Source organism: Paralteromonas sediminis, assembly GCF_003820355.1.
Lineage (GTDB): Bacteria > Pseudomonadota > Gammaproteobacteria > Enterobacterales > Alteromonadaceae > Alteromonas_F > Alteromonas_F sediminis.
Genome location: NZ_RPOK01000001.1, coordinates 671,894 through 689,581, shown reverse-complemented (window position 1 = coordinate 689,581; position 17,688 = coordinate 671,894). Strand labels below are relative to the sequence as shown.

The window sequence follows — 17,688 nt, the reverse complement described above, 5'->3', positions numbered from 1 at the left end:
AAATAATGCACTGAAAAATCAGGCTATTTTTGTAAACGTTTATTTTTCCGTTAGCTTATCCAGCCAGGCGAGCACCATTGGCCAGACTTCTTGTTGCGCCTCTTTACTTACCAGCATGCCCACATGATCATAGTCCTTGCGATGCCCATACGCTTTGCCTAACAGCGTAAACTGTTTGTTGCTGCTGCCCATTGGCGCAATAAAGGCTTCACACCCCGCTGGCGGATCAACGCTATCTCCCACGGAACCAAACGCGAGTACGGGACAGGTTATTTGCTCAAAACCGCGCCAGAAACTGGCTTTGTCCTGACCTTTTGCCCATTCGACTAGACGGCAACTGTCCCGCATAACATGCTTGCTTTCGTTTTCGGGTCCCATTTTAAAAAACCGGGAAGGCCAATAACCGATGATCCCTGTAATCCCATAGATCAGTGCACTGTAGGGTTTATTAAGGAAGGTCTTCCCCACTGTCAGCTGTGAACTGAAATTGATCAATCCTGCTACGCCGTCAGCTTTTAAATAGCCATTTGCGATACTTATGCCATTGATAACGCCACCAAATGAATGTCCCATGTAATAGGCGCTATCATGCCCCTTTTGTTTCAGCAGGGTCTGTACTGCTGGGAGATCGACTTCCATGGCATTAAACAGGGTTTGCTGGTCTCTCAGTGCCTGCGCGGCGTCCCCCATTCCTCGGCGATCAACTATCCAGCAGGTATACCCCGCATCAGCCAAAAATCCGGCAAGTCCAATACCTTTGTCAGAAATCCAGAACTTTCGGTTGCTGAACATACCAGGCAGCATCACGATAGCGCCTTTAGCATCCTCCACAGGCAAGTGTGTGACCGCGAGATAACCCTCGCGTGGCGACTGTAAGTGGTAGACGGTGGCAGCGTGTTTGCCTAATTTTTTTTCATTTGTTTTTATTATTTTCATCGTCATGGTAAGTCTGTGCTTCTACTGTGAAAATGTACGCGGCAACCACAAAAAAGATTGGTCGCAGAACCTAACAACGTTAGCATACTAGCTTTATAGATAGCCAAAAAAGGAAAACTACCATGAGAATGCTCCATACCATGCTAAGAGTATCAAACCTAGAGCGCTCGTTGGCGTTTTATGTTGATACCATGGGCATGTCACTATTCCGAACCAGTGAGAACAGCGAGTACAAATATACGCTAGCATTTGTCGGTTATGGCTCAGAGGAAGACCAAGCAGTACTAGAACTCACCTATAACTGGGGAGACAATGAATACGACATGGGCACTGCATTTGGACATGTGGCATTCGCCGTAGAAGACATTTACCAATTTTGTGACAAGCTGGAACAACACGGTGCTGATGTCTATCGCAAACCCGGTCCTGTTTTGGGTGGTGATACTGTCATTGCATTCGTCCGGGATCCTGATGGTTATGCCATTGAACTCATTCAAAAGCAGGGTTAGAAAAGACATCGCATTGTAACCATATTGTCACTTGCCATCGCTAAATCGCCGCCATAGACTCGCTTGCTATTAATGTCACACGAGACTTTGTGAGTATGCGTTTTTTAAGCCGTCTGATTTTGCCTATTTTGTGCTGTAGTTTTCCGGTGTTTGCCTTTGACATCATTGCACATAGAGGTGCCTCTGGCTATTTGCCAGAACACACATTAGAAGCTGCAATATTGGCCCATGCACAATCACCGGATTATATTGAACAGGATCTGGTGATGAGTAAGGACGGTGAACTTATTGTGCTGCACGATATTCATCTAGAGACCGTCACCAACGTTGAGGCAATATTTCCAGACCGCGCGCGAGACGATGGCCGCTGGTATGCTATCGATTTCACACTTGAAGAGTTGAAACAGCTAACCGTACACGAACGTCAAAACAGGCAATCACAACAGGTATTCTCACAGCGCTATCAAGGTGATCACAGCTTTTCTATTGCTACTTTTTCAGAACAGGTTGCGCTGATTCAGGAATTAAATCGCAGCACAGGGAAACGCGTCGGTCTCTACCCAGAAATTAAGTCGCCCGCGTTCCACAAACGTCATGGTATAGACATTTCTGCCGCCTTCGTAAAGCACATAGAGAGTCTTGGTCTCAACAATGCCTCGGCCAATATTATTGTGCAGTGTTTTGACTTTTCCGAAATCAAACGCTTGCGCACTGCACTGGGCTTACAGACCAGGTTAGTACAGCTATTGGGAGAAAACAGCTGGGGCGAATCAGACACTGATTATGACTGGCTTAGGACATCAGAAGGAATGGCAACTCTCGCGCATTATGTAGATGGCATAGGCCCTTGGTACCCGCAGTTGTTTGACCAGGCCATGCCGCGAGGCGATGTCACTGTAAACACGTGGGTAAAACAGGCCAAAGAAGCAGGCCTATCTATTCATGCATACACATACAGACAAGATGCGTTACCTGAAAACATGAACGGAACAACCTTGCTGAATAACTTAGCATTGGCCGGGGTAGACGGCGTGTTTACTGATCAGGTACCACCGGTTAGTGCGTGGCGCGATGCACGCCCAGTGACACCTTAAACTTTACTCAATTGCACGATAACGCGACGGTTCAACGCTCTGGACTCTGGCGTGTCGTTGGGGGCGATATGACGGCGTTCGCCATGGCCTGTGATGTCAATCCTATCAGCTTCAACCCCCATTTGAGTAAAGTAGTCTTTAATCACATTAGCGCGTCGAATAGACAATTGCTCATTACGCCCAGACGCGCCCCAGCTATCAGCGTGACCATCTATCAAAACCAGCTCAAGGGCTGTGTCTTCTTTGAGATATTCACCAATCATTTCTAACTGACGCTGCGAATAACGTGTCAGCTTGGTGGAATTTTTTTCGTAACTCAGCACCGTATAGGCAATGTCTTCAAAACTGTATGGCAATAAATTAGAGACGCAATTGACGAAAGACTGATACTCGTTATAAAAATTACTGGCGTTCAGACTCACTGCTACTTTATCGGCTTGGTTGTACCAGTCCTGATAATAAATGGTTGGCCAGTGGCCTTTTTCTAACTCGGACAACATAGTCCAGGCCACATCTTCTGGCAAGTCACCATTGTACTGTGTACGAATTGTCATATCGGCTAGCTTGCGCTGTGCTTTACCAGGCATCCATTGAGGCGGAACAGAATACACAGCGGCGGTGCCAAATCGTTTCGGCAACAGTTTCATGTCTAACTCAAATTCCATATTGAGCTGTTTAGACGCCATACTGGTGAATGTAGCACTGCCATAACCCGGTAAGGTGTGGGCTAGGGCACAGGTTAAGCGTGAGCTTTCTTGTAACATCCATGCAGATGATTCAACCGGCGCAGCATATTGTCGCATGGCGGCGTGTGACGACCCACACAACAAACCAAAACACAACACACTCAGTCGCAACATGTTAATTCCCCCACAGAAAGCGCACATACAGCTCTATTTGAATTTATCGTCCAATCGTCTGAATGCTTTAGCAGTTGATAATGTTATCATTCGACTAAAGCAATTCTAATTTGGCAAGTATGAGCGACTCAGTACAACAACTCAACCAGCGATTTCGCGGTTATTTTCCTGTTATTATAGACGTAGAAACGGCGGGCTTTAATGCCAGCACAGACGCATTACTGGAAATAGCAGCAGTCACAGTGCACATGGACGAAGATGGGATCATTGCACCAGCCGACACCTTTCATCATCATATTACACCCTTTGACGGCGCCAATATTGAGCAAGCTGCTTTGGATTTCAATGGCATTGACATACATTGTGCCCTACGTGGCGCTATCAGTGAGTCTGAGGCCATGAAAAACCTGTGCAAAAGCATAAGAAAAGCGCAAAAAGCAGCAGATTGTCAGCGCTCTGTGATAGTTGCACACAATGCAGCATTCGATCAGGGCTTCGTGAATGCTGCAATAGAACGAAGCAGTATTAAAAGGACGCCCTTCCACCCCTTTGTCTCTTTTGACACGACCAGTCTTGCTGCATTGGCTTTGGGGCAAACTGTCTTGGTAAAAGCCTGTCAGGCTGCTCAGATCCCCTTTGACCAAAAAGAGGCACATAGTGCCTTATATGATGCTAAGAAAACCGCAGAACTGTTTTGTTTTATGGTAAACCGTTACAAGACGCTAGGTGGGTGGCCACTTTCGTAGTAAAAATAAAAAAGCCGCCATAAGGCGGCTTTCCTGCTTCACAAACGTGCTTATAGTTCGTCAGATTTTTCTGACAAGTATTTGGCTACGCCTTCAGGGCTAGCGTCCATACCGGCTTTGCCTTCAGTCCAACCTGCTGGACATACTTCACCGTGCTCTTCGTGGAATGCCAGTGCATCTACCATGCGCAGCATTTCGTCTATGTTGCGGCCAAGCGGTAAATCATTCACAACTTGATGACGCACATCACCGTTTTCATCAATAAGGAAAGAGCCACGGAAAGCCACACCAGCTTCTGGGTGCTCAACATCATATGCCTGACAGATTTCGTGTTTAACGTCTGCCACCAAGGTGTATTTAACTGGCCCAATACCACCTTCATTAACAGGCGTGTTACGCCATGCATTGTGCGAGAACTGAGAGTCGATTGACACACCAATGACTTCTACGCCGCGCTTTTGGAAATCTTCGTAACGCTTATCAAACGCGATAAGCTCTGACGGACACACAAAAGTGAAGTCTAACGGGTAGAAAAAGATAACCGCTTTTTTTCCTTTAATTGCATCACTCAACACAAACTCATCAACGATTTCACCTGTGCCAAGCACCGCAGCAGCAGTGAAGTCTGGCGCCTTACGACCGACCAATACACTCATATTATTCTCCAGTTTTTATAGGTTATACCCCTAGGGGCAAGGTGTCTGAAATGAATATTGGTACGAAGGCGGGATTATCAAGATAAAAAAAGAAAAAAACCGTTTGATTGCTCAATTTTTTAACTTGCATTAACCGTTAATAACAACTATTATCATTTGCAGTTGAGAAATGATTACTGAGCGAGCTGACGTATATGTATGTGTGTATGTGTTACGGCGTAACAGATTCACAAATCCGCGAGGCGGTTAATACACAGGGCGTAGGAAACCTTCGGGAGCTGCGCGCGCATCTTAATGTGGGTTCTCAGTGCGGAAAATGCATTCAAATGGCACAGCAAGTCATCGACACCACTATCATCGACGATAGTCTTTTTAAAGAAGTCAGCTGAATAAAAGACGACACTGCTGCATCGTCTCTGTCTCAACAATACAATTTAAACAGGTTGAGGCATATAAAAGAAATTTAGTTTATTGCCGTCTAAATCACGAAAATAGCCAGCATAAAAGCCATCCCCTCTTGGGCCCGGCTTTCCTTCATCAGCGGCCCCCAAAGATATTGCTTTAGCATACATTGCATCTACTTTTTCTGGCGCATCCAGTTCAAAGGCCACCATGACACCATTACCCACAGAAGCAGCATTGCCGTCAAAAGGTTTAGTGACGCTAAAAGCAGACTTATCCGGCGAACTGGCCCAGGCAACAAAGGTTTCTGACTCCATAAAACGCCCGGCACCGATATCGGAGAACAGCGCATCATAAAACGCTACTGCTTTTGGCAAATCATTCGTTCCAACTGTGACATAACCAATCATAACTTTTCCTTTTTACGTTAATTTATTAGCATAAACAGCGTAAAAGCTGTATATTTATACAGCATTATTTGCAAGTTATTTTTATGCAAAAAAAACCCGACAACATCATGTTATCGGGTTTGATTTGGTCGAGGATGAACGCTATTCAGCGTTGTCTTCATCCACTTTGTGTTTTTCAGCGGTTTCTTTTATTAAAGGCTGCAATTCGCCCTGCTGGAACATTTCGAGAATAATGTCACATCCGCCAATCAGTTCACCTTCAACCCACAGCTGTGGAAACGTAGGCCAGTTCGCATATTTTGGCAGCTCTGAGCGAATGTCTGGATTCTGCAAAATATCGACATAGGCAAAGGGCTCTCCACAAGACATAATGGCCTGAGAAGCCTGCGCAGAGAAACCACAATTTGGCAGCTTGGGGGACCCTTTCATATAAAGCAGAATAGGGTTCTCACTGATTTGCTGTTTAATTCTGTCTACGGTACTTTGTGTATCTGTTTGTTCCATGGTGGCCTCGTAACTGCTTACAATTTTAATAAAGTGGGTTTAAGTACTTTCATTTTCAAGGATAAGAAAAAAGAAAATCAACAAAAATACCGATCTTCTTGTTGCATAAACCAGTAATAGTCCCTATATCCTAATGCAACAATACGCTAAGGCGTTGACTACGGATCGACGTTGTACCTTTTATAAACATCATGGAGACCATTATGGCTTTTGAACTTCCAGCATTACCGTACGAAAAAAACGCGCTAGAGCCGCATATTTCAGCGGAAACCCTCGAGTATCATTATGGCAAGCACCACAATACCTATGTGACCAAGCTAAATGGCTTGGTAGAAGGTACTGATATGGAAAACAAAAGCCTGGAAGAGATAGTAAAAACTTCTTCGGGCGGTGTGTTCAACAATGCAGCTCAAATCTGGAACCACACCTTCTACTGGCACAGCCTTAGCCCGAACGGTGGCGGTGAACCTACAGGTGCTATCGCCGATGCTATCAATGCTAAGTGGGGTTCGTTTGAAGACTTTAAGGCTGCCTTCAACGATAAGGCGGTAAACAACTTTGGCTCAAGCTGGACTTGGTTAGTAAAAACTGCAGACGGTTCTTTGGATATTGTAAACACCAGCAATGCTGCTACCCCACTAACAGAAGAAGGCGTAACGCCACTCATGACTGTTGATTTATGGGAGCACGCCTACTACATCGACTATCGCAATCTACGTCCTAAGTACCTGGAAGGCTTCTGGTCTTTGATCAACTGGGACTTTGCCAACGAGAACTTCGCAGCCTAATCTGCACACAAACCTTTAAAAAGAGCGCATCATGTGCTCTTTTTTTTGCCTCATTAGACACTGTCGAAGAGCACACTGATCCTGATCAAAGCATCCTATCACTGTTGGGGTAGGATGATTTTATATTCATTAGTAAACAACTCTGTGATGAATAATAAATCTTTGCTTCTCACACTGAAACTGGTCATGTGTACCGGTATAGCGTTTATTTTAATTGGTATTTATCTTCACAACTTCAGTGACACCATGGAAGATTTAGGGGTAACCGGTATTATCGTCAGCGCAGCCTTTGTCGCCATCGGCATGATTATGTCTATCCCAACCAAAATGTACCTGACTTTTATTTGGGTAAAACGGGAAGCTGATGCCACATCCTCTCACTCAAAGCGCACCTCTTAAAAGCCTGTATTAAAAGCACTCGTATAGATTCACGTACAAGTTTTTCACATTAAAAATGAATTATTTGCGCTAAATACCATCGAAATTTTACGGATAGCGTCTACGCTTAAATTAACGGGAGACCGTTAAATTCAAGGGGAAGCATTCATGGGTATTTTTGATCACTACCAACAACGTTACGAGGAAAGGCAAGAAGAAGAATATACATTACAGGAGTTTCTCAACCTGTGTAAGTCCGACCCAATGGCTTATGCAAACGCCGCTGAACGCTTGTTAGAAGCAATCGGCGAGCCAGAAATGGTAGACACTGCCAATGATCCGACGCTAAGTCGAATATTTTCAAACCGTGTAATCGCTCGCTACCCTGCCTTCCACGAGTTTTATGGTATGGAAGAAGCCATCGAGCAAATTGTCGCTTATCTCAAACACGCCGCGCAGGGGCTGGAAGAAAAAAAACAAATCTTGTATTTGTTAGGCCCAGTGGGAGGCGGTAAGTCATCGTTATCAGAGCGACTAAAGGAATTGATGCAGAAAGTACCTATCTATGTACTCAAAGGCTCACCGGTTAACGACCATCCTTTGTGCCTGTTTGATGTTAATGAAGACGGTAAGATACTTGAGAAAGAATACGGTATTGAACGTCGTTACATGAAAACCATCATGTCACCTTGGGCAAGAAAACGCTTGCATGAGTATCAAGGTGATATTAGCAAATTTAAGGTAGTTAAAATCTATCCGTCAGTGCTCGATCAACAGGGCATAGCCAAAACGGAGCCGGGTGACGAAAATAACCAGGATATTTCTTCCCTTGTGGGTAAAGTCGACATCCGCAAACTCGAAACGTATGCACAAAATGACCCCGACGCCTACAGTTATTCAGGCTCCTTGTGTAAAGCGAATCAGGGCTTAATGGAATTTGTTGAAATGTTTAAGGCCCCCATAAAGGTGCTACATCCATTACTTACCGCCACCCAAGAGGGTAACTACAATCCAACAGAGGGGTTTGCTGCCCTGCCCTATGATGGCTTAATTCTGGCGCACTCCAATGAGTCTGAGTGGCAAACATTTAGAAATAACAAGAACAACGAAGCCTTTCTGGACCGTGTTTATATTGTAAAAGTGCCCTATTGTTTGCGGGTATCGGAAGAAATTAGCATTTATGAAAAGCTTTTGGAAAACAGTGAATTACACAACGCGCCCTGTGCACCAGATACACTGGAGCTACTTGCGCAATTCAGCGTACTCTCGCGTTTAAAAATGCCTGAAAACTCGTCCATTTACTCTAAAATGCGGGTATACAATGGCGAAAGTCTGAAAGACACCGACCCAAAAGCCAAGTCCTATCAGGAGTATCGCGACTATGCGGGTGTTGACGAAGGCATGGAAGGCCTATCTACACGCTTCGCATTTAAGATACTGTCGAGGGTGTTTAACTTTGATCATCAGGAAGTGGCAGCCAATCCCGTACATTTGTTTTATGTGCTGGAAAAGCAAATCGAGCGCGAGCAGTTTCCTGCCGATCTCGCTGAGCGTTATCGTGAACACCTGAAAGGGTATTTAATTCCACGCTATGTAGAGTTTATCGGCAAAGAAATCCAGACTGCCTATTTAGAGTCTTATTCAGAATACGGTCAAAACCTGTTTGACCGCTACGTCACTTATGCAGATTTTTGGATACAGGATCAGGAATACCGCGACCCCGAAACGGGCCAGCTGTTCGATCGTGCCGCGTTAAACGCCGAACTCGAAAAGACAGAGAAGCCTGCGGGCATTAGCAACCCCAAGGACTTCAGGAATGAAATTGTCAACTTTGTACTGCGTGCTAGAGCAAATAATGCAGGCAAAAACCCCGCGTGGACCAGTTATGAGAAACTGCGAACTGTCATAGAAAAGAAAATGTTTTCTAACACAGAAGATTTGTTGCCTGTTATTTCATTCAATACAAAATCTTCAAAAGAAGATCAGAAAAAACACGACGACTTCGTAAAACGAATGACGGAAAAAGGCTACACCAGTCGTCAGGTACGTTTGCTTTGTGAATGGTATTTACGCGTTCGCAAAGCGTCATAACAGAGGCGCTGCGGTATGTCGCATTTTATAGACAGACGCCTGAACAGCAAAGGTAAATCAACCGTCAACCGGCAGCGCTTTATTCGCCGTTATAAACAACAGATAAAGCGCTCAGTATCAGAAGGTGTTGGCCAACGCTCAGTAACCGATGTTGATTCTGGTGAAGAGATCAGTATTCCTAAACGGGATATCTCAGAGCCCATTTTTCACACCGGTCAGGGTGGCGTGCAAAAACGGGTGCTCCCCGGCAATGACCAGTTTACGCGAGGCGACAAAATTGAGCGCCCTCCTGGCGGGCAAGGACAAGGCTCCGGTGACGGCGATGCCAGTGACAGTGGAGAAGGCGAAGATGATTTTGTCTTTTCTCTCAGTAAAGACGAATACCTCGACCTGCTGTTTGACGACTTGGCACTGCCTAACCTTCAGGCCACCCACTTTGATACCCTCACGCAATACGAAACGTACCGTGCAGGCTATCAAACCGAAGGTGTCCCCAGTAATCTTGACATTGTTCGTTCGCTGAAAGGTGCTATGGCCAGGCGAATCGCCATGACGGCTGGCTCGCGCCGTGAATTACGTGAATTAGAAGAAAAGCGCCAGGCACTGATCGACGATCCTCATGACAATGCACTGGCCATTGAACAACTAGACGAAGCCATCGCTGAGCTTAATAAACGCATAGATAAAGTGCCCTTTATTGATACCTTTGACCTGCGATTTAAGAACTATGCCAAGCGCCCAGTTCCAAGCAGCCAGGCGGTGATGTTTTGCCTAATGGATGTGTCTGGCTCTATGGATCAGGCGACCAAGGAAATGGCCAAGCGCTTCTATATTTTGCTCTATTTGTTCTTAACACGGCGCTATGAAAATGTGGACGTCGTCTATATTCGCCATCACACCCAAGCCAAAGAAGTCGATGAACAAACCTTTTTTTATTCTCAGGAAACGGGTGGCACCATTGTGAGCAGTGCACTGAAGTTGATGGATGAGATTGTAAAAGACCGCTACAGCCCTGCAGATTGGAACATCTATGCTGCACAGGCTTCCGACGGTGACAACTGGGCAGATGACTCACCCCTGTGCAAACAAATACTGGAGCAAGCCATTCTGCCTGTAACACGTTACTACGCCTACATAGAAATCACTGAAAGGCAGCATCAAAGTTTATGGCGTGAATATCAGAAGCTTGAGTCAGAGTGGGACAGCTTCGTCTGCAAACACATAGTGTCTGTCAACGATATTTATCCCGTATTCAGAGAGTTGTTTACAGCAAACACGGAGAAAACAGCGTGAGCCTTTTGGATGATGGTCCAGAGTGGACCTTTGCGCTATTACAAGAGTACGATTTAGAAATTGCAGCGCTTGCAGAACGTTTTAGACTTACCACCTATCCAAACCAAATTGAGGTAATTACAGCCGAACAAATGATGGATGCCTATGCAAGCATCGGTATGCCAATTAATTATTCGCACTGGTCTTTTGGCAAAAAGTTTATTCATACGGAACAACACTATAAGCGCGGCAACATGGGCTTGGCCTATGAGATTGTCATCAACTCAGACCCTTGTATTGCCTATTTGATGGAAGAGAACACCATCACTATGCAAGCCTTAGTGATAGCGCATGCCTGTTATGGCCACAACTCATTTTTTAAGAACAACTATCTATTTAAGACCTGGACCGATGCAAAGGCCATTATTGACTACTTAGTGTTTGCCCGGGACTATGTGGCCAAATGCGAAGAAAAGCATGGCGTTGATGAAGTCGAGCATACGTTGGATGCGTGTCACGCGCTCATGAACTATGGCGTTGATCGTTATAAAAGGCCGCCCAAACTCTCCATTCAAGAGGAAAAGCACCGTCAGGAAGAGCGGGAAAGATACCTGCAATCACAGGTGAATGACCTGTGGCGAACTCTGCCTAAAGGCCAAAAGCAAGCGCATCATCAAAAAAGTCGTTTTCCACAAGAGCCTCAGGAAAACATTCTTTATTTCATAGAAAAACACGCTCCATTGCTCGAACCTTGGCAACGCGAACTTGTGCGTATTGTACGCAAAGTATCCCAGTATTTTTATCCGCAAAAACAAACGCAGGTCATGAACGAAGGCTGGGCGTGTTTCTGGCACTATCACTTACTCAACACCCTTTATGACGAAGGCAAAGTAACAGATCGTTTCATGCTTGAGTTTTTACATTCCCATAGTGCAGTAATCGCGCAGCCCGACTACAACAGTCCGTATTTTTCCGGGATTAACCCGTACGCACTTGGGTTTAATATGTTTATGGACATAAAACGTATTTGCGAGAATCCCACCGAGGAAGACAAAGCTTGGTTCGGTAAGATGGCTGGGGCTAACTGGCTTGATACGCTGCACTTTGCGATGGAAAACTTTAAGGATGAAAGCTTTGTGAGCCAATTCTTGTCGCCAAAAATTATTCGAGACTTCAAATTATTTTCTATTGAAGACGATACTAAACAATCTTTCATCAGTGTGTCTGCAATACACGACGAATTAGGATACAGAGATATTCGGGAACAGCTCTCAGCACAATATAATTTGAGTAATCTTGAACCCAACATTCAGGTTTACAATGTTGATGTTCGCGGCGACCGTTCACTTACCTTGAGATACTACTCTCAAAACGAAAGGCCCCTGGCTAATTCCAAAGAAGAAGTACTTAAACACCTACATCAATTGTGGAAATTTGACGTTCATTTAGAACAGGAAAATGCCGACGGATCAGTCATTCATTTGGCCAGCTGCCAATCAAATACTGACGCTAGTCTATAGAAAAGTTTAGCGCTTAATAAAAAAAACCTCGGCTGGTAAGCCGAGGTTTTTGTTGTGTTTAAAGCACGACTTAGAACGCTAGCGACACGGTCGCTTGTATTCTGCGTGGGTTCTCATGGCTACGATAAACACCTAGCTCTGAACTGTTGTAGCGAGGTTGTGGATTATAACCCGTTTGCTTGTCAAACAAGTTAAATACATCAACACGCAGTTTCAGATCTAGATCATCAGTGAGTGCAAAGTTTTGCGTGTAGTTAATATCTAACTGCCAGTGGCTCGGTGTCGTTCTGCTACCACGAGGCTCAAGGTAGAAAGTACTTGCCCATTGATGCGCCCAAGTATGACCGGCCTGCCAATAGGCCAAATAGCCCAGTGATGCGTTCCAAGGAAGCTGATATGCACCAAAGCTCTTTACCTGCCAGCGGCGATCAGCACGCATGTTCCCTTCAGTAAAGCTACCCCATAATTGCCCATACCAGCTGTCTGCGATATTTGAAGAACCAATAAACGTACCCGCATCGTTATTGAAGCGTGTTGTGCCGTCTTGGTCAAAGTTACCGTAGTAATGGCTCCAGACAATAGAGGTAGTTGAGAAGAAGTTTTCAGACTTGTAGTCAATCTCTGCACTGGCTTCTAAGTACTTATTAAATGCACCTGCCAGCTGAGCAATGATGTAGCTGCCTTCACCGATTAAGTTATTAACTGGCATATACAGCTCTTTAGGATCAGGAGAATCAAAATCACCAGCATTTGCTGCTGCCACAAGATCTGGATAAGTATCAGCAAAGCTTGCTACGCGTCCTTGATAGCTCTCTGCATCATAAACAATACGCGAATTGTTAGGCGTATCTTCCCAGAAATTCCAAGTGCGACGATATCTGACGTGGTTGCGGATGGTCCAGTTATCGTTCCACTCCATTTGGTGACCAAGCATCAATTCTTGCATGGTTCTTGGCTTAATGCCGTCAACAAACAATTTACCGGTTGAAGAAACGTTAGTCTGTGAATCTAGGAAATTGCCGTTTCCATCAAAATATACCCAAGTAGTACTACCACCTGTGTTACGGTCCCAGCTCGCCGCACGCGCAAGTGAACTAACCGCAGGATTGTAGCGCGCAAAACTTGCGAATGCTGACGCAGTATCACTGTAGTTCCAGGTTGCCGTAAAACGCGGCTGAATAGTGTCTTTAAAATCGACCTTCTTCATTACGTATGTTTCACCGCGCGCCTCTTCATAACCCGAACTGGTGTTGGCTGGACGCAGGCCCTGGCCAAGTATTTCATCTTGGCTGATAAGGAAGCCCGCATCAAAAATCCAGTCATCCCAGTAAATAGTATCATTGAACGCAAACGTTTTTGACTTAGACGCAGAGACAAGTGGACCCGTTAGGCCGCCAGCGCTAAAACCACGAGTTTGCACAGTCGCACGATAAACCGTACCAATTGGCGTAGGGTCACCTGTAGGTGCAACGATGTTACCGTCTTCTTGGTCAATACCGCCCCAGTAGGCGATGGTTCCCCAACCATTAGAAATACGGAACAGTTCTTCCGAACCTTCTTCTTCTTGATAGCCAAAGTACAGTTCATGGGTGAAGTTATCAGTTTCAATGATGTGCTCAAGTGAAATTTCAAGCGTTTCACCAAGGTACGCATTGTCATTAATTGTTGAATTTGCACCCACGCCACCTAGGGCTTCACCATTGATACCATAAGCATCGATAAGCGGTTGTGCACCTGCGTTGTAAGCGTCAATCAGTGCTTGCTCAGCGGCGTCTGCAGGTGTTCTGATTTCAAGAGATGGCACAACAAAGTAACCTTGAGAAGGCAAGTCAGCAACATTTAATGAGTCGCCCGACTGACCACTAAAGCCAAGGTTGTTAATAGGAAACGAACCTGCTGATTGTTTGGTATCGGCATAAGAGATGTTGAACGTTGTATCATCGTTGATTAACCATGAGCCGTCAAACACAAACACTTCAAACTCGTCAACTCCGTTTAAGGCTGTAGAAACAGGGTTATTAGTACCAATTCCCTGGTTGGTTGTCGTTACCTCTGACGTACGATAACTGGCGTTTACCAGGATATCTTCTGTTGGCGTCCAGGTGAACTTACCAAAATATTCTTCACGCTCGTTAGTGATATCAGGTAAAGGACCACGTGCGTTGGTGCCACTTTCTTTGGAATCATCACGCGTGTAGTAAGAGCCATAAAAATAAAGTTGCTCAGGGATGATAGGACCACCGAAGCCCGCTGTAATAAACGCAATATCATCTTCGGTACTCAAGCCGTCTTCATCATCTGCTTGCCATGAGCCTTTCTGCAAACGATAGGTTACGTCGCCCTTAAATTCATCGGTACCTGATTTACTTTCAGTATTCAATGTAACACCAGCATTACGGTTAAAACCGACCGCTCTTGCGCCACCACGTTCTACTGAAACATGCGCCACATCGTGCGTAGAAGGTGATGATGCCAAAATTCCGAACAAAGGAACTGACAGGTTTGCACCGTCAAACTTATAGCCATTATCCTGACCACTGGCACCCGCACTAGGACCACGAACGCTATCAGACGTTACCTGAACCCCAGGCATTAATCGAATGAGTGAACTGTATTCAACTGCGGTAGGAAGTAAATTCAATGCTTCGGCATTCAATGAATTACCTAACGCTGCATTGGTTGCTGTCGTTAACGCTTCGCCGTAAACCACAACCTTTTCTACATCTGAAGCACCCAACTGCACATTAAGTGGCGTTCTCTGATCGAGAAGAACAGACGTAGCAAATGTCTGACTTACACCATTAGTAGAGGTAAATGTCACCTCATAATTACCGGGGGGTAATAACTGTAGCCTAAAACTACCATTCTCCCGTGATGTCGCTACACGTGCTTTCGGTAACACATCACCCTTAGCTTCTACAGTTACACCTGCAAGTGGAGCACCATTTGCCCCAGTAACCTTACCTACGATTTCACCCACTTGTTGTGCCATCGCCTTCATTCCAAATAGAAGGCCTGTTAGCAGCAATCCTATATAAAGGCTCCACCTCCATGTTAAGCCACGAGTTCCTATGTTTTTCCTAGATGTCATTGCTGTTACCTTGTTGAGTAGTTCGAATTAGAGGCATTTTGAGTACAAATAAATTATCACCCCAAAAAATAAACTACCACAATGTAAATTCTTGTAAAGAATTTTATATTCTAATAACAATTCAAATAGAAAAATATGCGGGTACTGAGCCCTTTTTGGGGCTCAGTGGAGCTTCAGTTTAGGGCCTACTATATTGCCTACCTTTCTGCCCAACAGTACCAATGTACCTTTCAGCCAGCCATGCACTGCAAACTGATGCATATTGTAAAGCGACACATAAACAAACCGGGCCAGCTTACCTTCAATAAACATGGCACTGTTCGTCAGCTTCCCCATTAAGCTGCCTACTGTGCTGTATTTACTCAAATGCACGAGTGAACCGTAATCTAAGTAACGATATCGCTCTAGGGGCTTGCCTAATAGCTGATTGCGGATGTTTTTCGCTGCGGTACTGGCCATTTGATGGGCAGATTGCGCGCGAGGCGGTACCCAAGAGCCATCATTCTGCTGAAAACCGCATGCATCGCCAATCACGTAAATATCGTCGGTCAGCAATGTTTGCAGGTGAGGATTCACGATGATTTGTTGCGCGCGATTGATTTCAAAAACGCCCCACTGCTGTACGAAGTCAGGTGCTTTAACACCAGCAGCCCACACCATAAGATCGGCCTCAATGCGATTACCATCACTGGTGATAAATCCCTTATCGGTCGCTTCAGCGACACGCGTATTTTCCAGTACATCTATGCCGAGTTTATGCAGTGCACGACGGGCCGAATTGCTGATACGTTCTGGTAACGCCGGCAAAATTCTCGGCCCCGCTTCAATGATAGACAACCGCAGGCGTTTTGCGGACATCTCTGGCATACCGTAATGGCGCGCCAGATTTGCAATATGGTGCAGCTGCGCGGCCAGCTCAGTACCTGTGGCTCCGCCGCCGACAATGGCGACGTTTAGAGCACTGCGGCTTTCAGGCATCTGATTGATTTTCAGCAACTGATTCAACAGTGCTTTGTGAAACCGCTCAGCCTGAACCAAAGAGTCAAGTAAATAACAATGTTCTTGCACACCAGGTGTACCAAAATCGTTGCTAACGCTACCAAAGGCGAGCACCAAAATATCATAAGACAACGTCCGAGCAGGTAGTAACACCTCACCCTCATCATCCATCACTTCCGCGAGATGAATAGTCTTACTGGTCGGTTCAACGCTAGTCAGTGTGCCAAGTTGAAACTGGTAACCACAACGCGCAGCATGTATCGGGTAATCAACGCCATCACTGCTCTTGTTGATAACACCCGCAGCCACTTCATGCAGAAGTGGTTTCCACACATGAGTGCGGCTCTTATCCACCAGAATAATATTAGCTCGCCCCTTTTTTCCGAGGGTTTTTGTCAGTGTTGTGACTAACTCAAGGCCGCCAGCACCTCCACCTACGATTACGATGTTTTTCATTACAGGTCCAATATGTAGTTAAAAATGCGGGTGCAGGCTTGCAGCGAGCCGGAGAAAGTAGAAGAGAAAAAAACAAATAAAACGTGCGAGGTAACACAGGCGTCACTGCATAATTGACATGCCTTTATTCTACCTTGAATAGCTCAATGCGGCTACTGAATAAAGGACTCCTGACTGAGCTCAGACAACGTAAAGTAGACCTGCTTGGGTGCATAAGCTTTTAATGGATGTGCTGCTTTATAATAATTAAATATTCTGTCGGCCTGCAAAATAACCGGGCTTTGATAATCCAAAAACTTTTGTGCCGCACTGCGATTAATGGCATAGGCATGGGTACCTAAAACCTTACCGATTTCGTACCAGGATTCAGAAACAGGTTGCATGCATATGTTGTCAATCCACGCTTTTGAAACATGATGCCAATTAAATAGCTTAAGGGTGCGAAACAGCCTATAGACATTCTGCTGGATACGATATTTTAACTGCGGCAGCTTTGCTCCATAATAACCCAGCATAAGTACTTCCCAGTCGTTCGGCAGCTGTTCCAGTTCTTGCGTTAAACACATTATTCTCTCAGGCAAGGGCAACACGTCATCTTCGAGGATAAGCACATGCTCATACCCGTTATCCAACATGTCCTGATACATCATTTTATGAGAAATTGAGCACGCCACTTCACCGAGTTTCATAGAACGGCTTGTGCGCTTGGTAGCCTTATGCTTTATATCATCATAAAGCCCTTTCGCTTCGAGGTTTTCGGGATCCAGGTTGTGCTTGTCACACCCGTAAAAAAAAGACCAATTACAACCGTTGAGAATACGACGGATATTATGCTGCCTGGCTTCAGCCTGTTTTAGTGTCAAAACGTAAATATGGTCGAAATGTTGATTGAGTATATTCAGTGCTGAAGACTGCATGGGCGGCATGCTTTTTTCGTTTTTATGATGCTTAAAGGATAAAAAGCCTCGTGGCTGAG

17 protein-coding genes are annotated in these 17,688 nt (G+C 45.3%); 9 read left to right on the top strand and 8 right to left on the bottom strand.

From position 1 onward, the window contains the following. Positions 1 to 39 precede the first annotated feature (39 nt). Positions 40 to 942 (bottom strand): alpha/beta fold hydrolase, encoded by a 903-nt coding sequence (locus DRW07_RS03165; RefSeq protein WP_124026423.1) that lies wholly within the window; start codon positions 940 to 942, stop codon positions 40 to 42. 116 nt (positions 943 to 1,058) lie between these two features. Here DRW07_RS03165 and gloA point away from each other — a divergent pair, with 116 nt between their 5' ends. Next, positions 1,059 to 1,445 (top strand): lactoylglutathione lyase, encoded by a 387-nt coding sequence (gloA, locus tag DRW07_RS03160; RefSeq protein WP_124026422.1) that lies wholly within the window; start codon positions 1,059 to 1,061, stop codon positions 1,443 to 1,445. A gap of 95 nt (positions 1,446 to 1,540) precedes the next feature. Then, on the top strand, positions 1,541 to 2,539 hold the full coding sequence (gene glpQ / locus DRW07_RS03155) for a glycerophosphodiester phosphodiesterase (RefSeq protein WP_124026836.1): 999 nt from the start codon (positions 1,541 to 1,543) through the stop codon (positions 2,537 to 2,539). Here glpQ and DRW07_RS03150 read toward each other — a convergent pair. Further along, on the bottom strand, positions 2,536 to 3,399 hold the full coding sequence (locus tag DRW07_RS03150; RefSeq protein WP_124026421.1) for a flagellar protein MotY: 864 nt from the start codon (positions 3,397 to 3,399) through the stop codon (positions 2,536 to 2,538). The genes glpQ and DRW07_RS03150 overlap by 4 nt on opposite strands. A gap of 119 nt (positions 3,400 to 3,518) precedes the next feature. Here DRW07_RS03150 and rnt point away from each other — a divergent pair, with 119 nt between their 5' ends. Further along, positions 3,519 to 4,145 (top strand): ribonuclease T, encoded by a 627-nt coding sequence (gene rnt, locus DRW07_RS03145; protein WP_124026420.1) that lies wholly within the window; start codon positions 3,519 to 3,521, stop codon positions 4,143 to 4,145. A gap of 50 nt (positions 4,146 to 4,195) precedes the next feature. Here the strand turns inward: rnt and DRW07_RS03140 are convergent, their stop codons facing one another. Continuing rightward, on the bottom strand, positions 4,196 to 4,801 hold the full coding sequence (locus DRW07_RS03140) for a peroxiredoxin (RefSeq protein ID WP_124026419.1): 606 nt from the start codon (positions 4,799 to 4,801) through the stop codon (positions 4,196 to 4,198). Between the two features lie 194 nt (positions 4,802 to 4,995). On the opposite strand from DRW07_RS03140, the gene DRW07_RS03135 reads away from it, so the two are divergent. Next, a complete protein-coding gene (locus DRW07_RS03135) occupies positions 4,996 to 5,190 on the top strand; it encodes a bacterioferritin-associated ferredoxin (RefSeq protein WP_124026418.1) in 195 nt (64 codons plus the stop codon). 45 nt (positions 5,191 to 5,235) lie between these two features. On the opposite strand, the gene DRW07_RS03130 is transcribed toward DRW07_RS03135, so the two are convergent. Further along, positions 5,236 to 5,613 (bottom strand): VOC family protein, encoded by a 378-nt coding sequence (locus DRW07_RS03130; RefSeq protein WP_124026417.1) that lies wholly within the window; start codon positions 5,611 to 5,613, stop codon positions 5,236 to 5,238. A 141-nt stretch (positions 5,614 to 5,754) separates the two neighbouring features. Then, positions 5,755 to 6,117, bottom strand: a complete 363-nt coding sequence (locus DRW07_RS03125; protein ID WP_124026416.1) for a Grx4 family monothiol glutaredoxin — start codon at positions 6,115 to 6,117, stop codon at positions 5,755 to 5,757. Between the two features lie 203 nt (positions 6,118 to 6,320). On the opposite strand from DRW07_RS03125, the gene sodB reads away from it, so the two are divergent. From sodB to DRW07_RS03100, 5 genes are all read left to right on the top strand, one after another. Then, positions 6,321 to 6,905, top strand: coding sequence for a superoxide dismutase [Fe] (gene sodB / locus DRW07_RS03120; protein WP_124026415.1), 585 nt, complete (start codon positions 6,321 to 6,323; stop codon positions 6,903 to 6,905). 147 nt (positions 6,906 to 7,052) lie between these two features. Next, positions 7,053 to 7,304 carry a hypothetical protein gene (locus tag DRW07_RS03115; protein ID WP_124026414.1) on the top strand — a complete coding sequence of 84 codons (252 nt, stop codon included), beginning with the start codon at positions 7,053 to 7,055 and terminating at the stop codon, positions 7,302 to 7,304. 147 nt (positions 7,305 to 7,451) lie between these two features. Next, complete coding sequence (locus tag DRW07_RS03110) at positions 7,452 to 9,374, top strand: PrkA family serine protein kinase (RefSeq protein WP_124026413.1); 1,923 nt, start codon at positions 7,452 to 7,454, stop codon at positions 9,372 to 9,374. A gap of 15 nt (positions 9,375 to 9,389) precedes the next feature. Further along, entirely contained in the window at positions 9,390 to 10,667 is a 1,278-nt protein-coding gene (locus tag DRW07_RS03105; RefSeq protein ID WP_124026412.1) for a YeaH/YhbH family protein, read from the top strand. Further along, positions 10,664 to 12,166, top strand: a complete 1,503-nt coding sequence (locus DRW07_RS03100) for a SpoVR family protein (RefSeq protein ID WP_240630489.1) — start codon at positions 10,664 to 10,666, stop codon at positions 12,164 to 12,166. Before DRW07_RS03105 ends, DRW07_RS03100 begins: the two co-directional genes overlap by 4 nt. A gap of 70 nt (positions 12,167 to 12,236) precedes the next feature. On the opposite strand, the gene DRW07_RS03095 is transcribed toward DRW07_RS03100, so the two are convergent. The 3 genes from DRW07_RS03095 to DRW07_RS03085 form a co-directional block, all read right to left on the bottom strand. Continuing rightward, positions 12,237 to 15,158 carry a carboxypeptidase regulatory-like domain-containing protein gene (locus DRW07_RS03095; RefSeq protein WP_165870381.1) on the bottom strand — a complete coding sequence of 974 codons (2,922 nt, stop codon included), beginning with the start codon at positions 15,156 to 15,158 and terminating at the stop codon, positions 12,237 to 12,239. Positions 15,159 to 15,419: 261 nt separating this feature from the next. Further along, complete coding sequence (locus tag DRW07_RS03090; RefSeq protein WP_124026410.1) at positions 15,420 to 16,712, bottom strand: NAD(P)/FAD-dependent oxidoreductase; 1,293 nt, start codon at positions 16,710 to 16,712, stop codon at positions 15,420 to 15,422. Positions 16,713 to 16,864: 152 nt separating this feature from the next. Then, positions 16,865 to 17,629, bottom strand: coding sequence for a glycosyltransferase family 25 protein (locus DRW07_RS03085; protein ID WP_165870380.1), 765 nt, complete (start codon positions 17,627 to 17,629; stop codon positions 16,865 to 16,867). Positions 17,630 to 17,688: the final 59 nt, after the last annotated feature.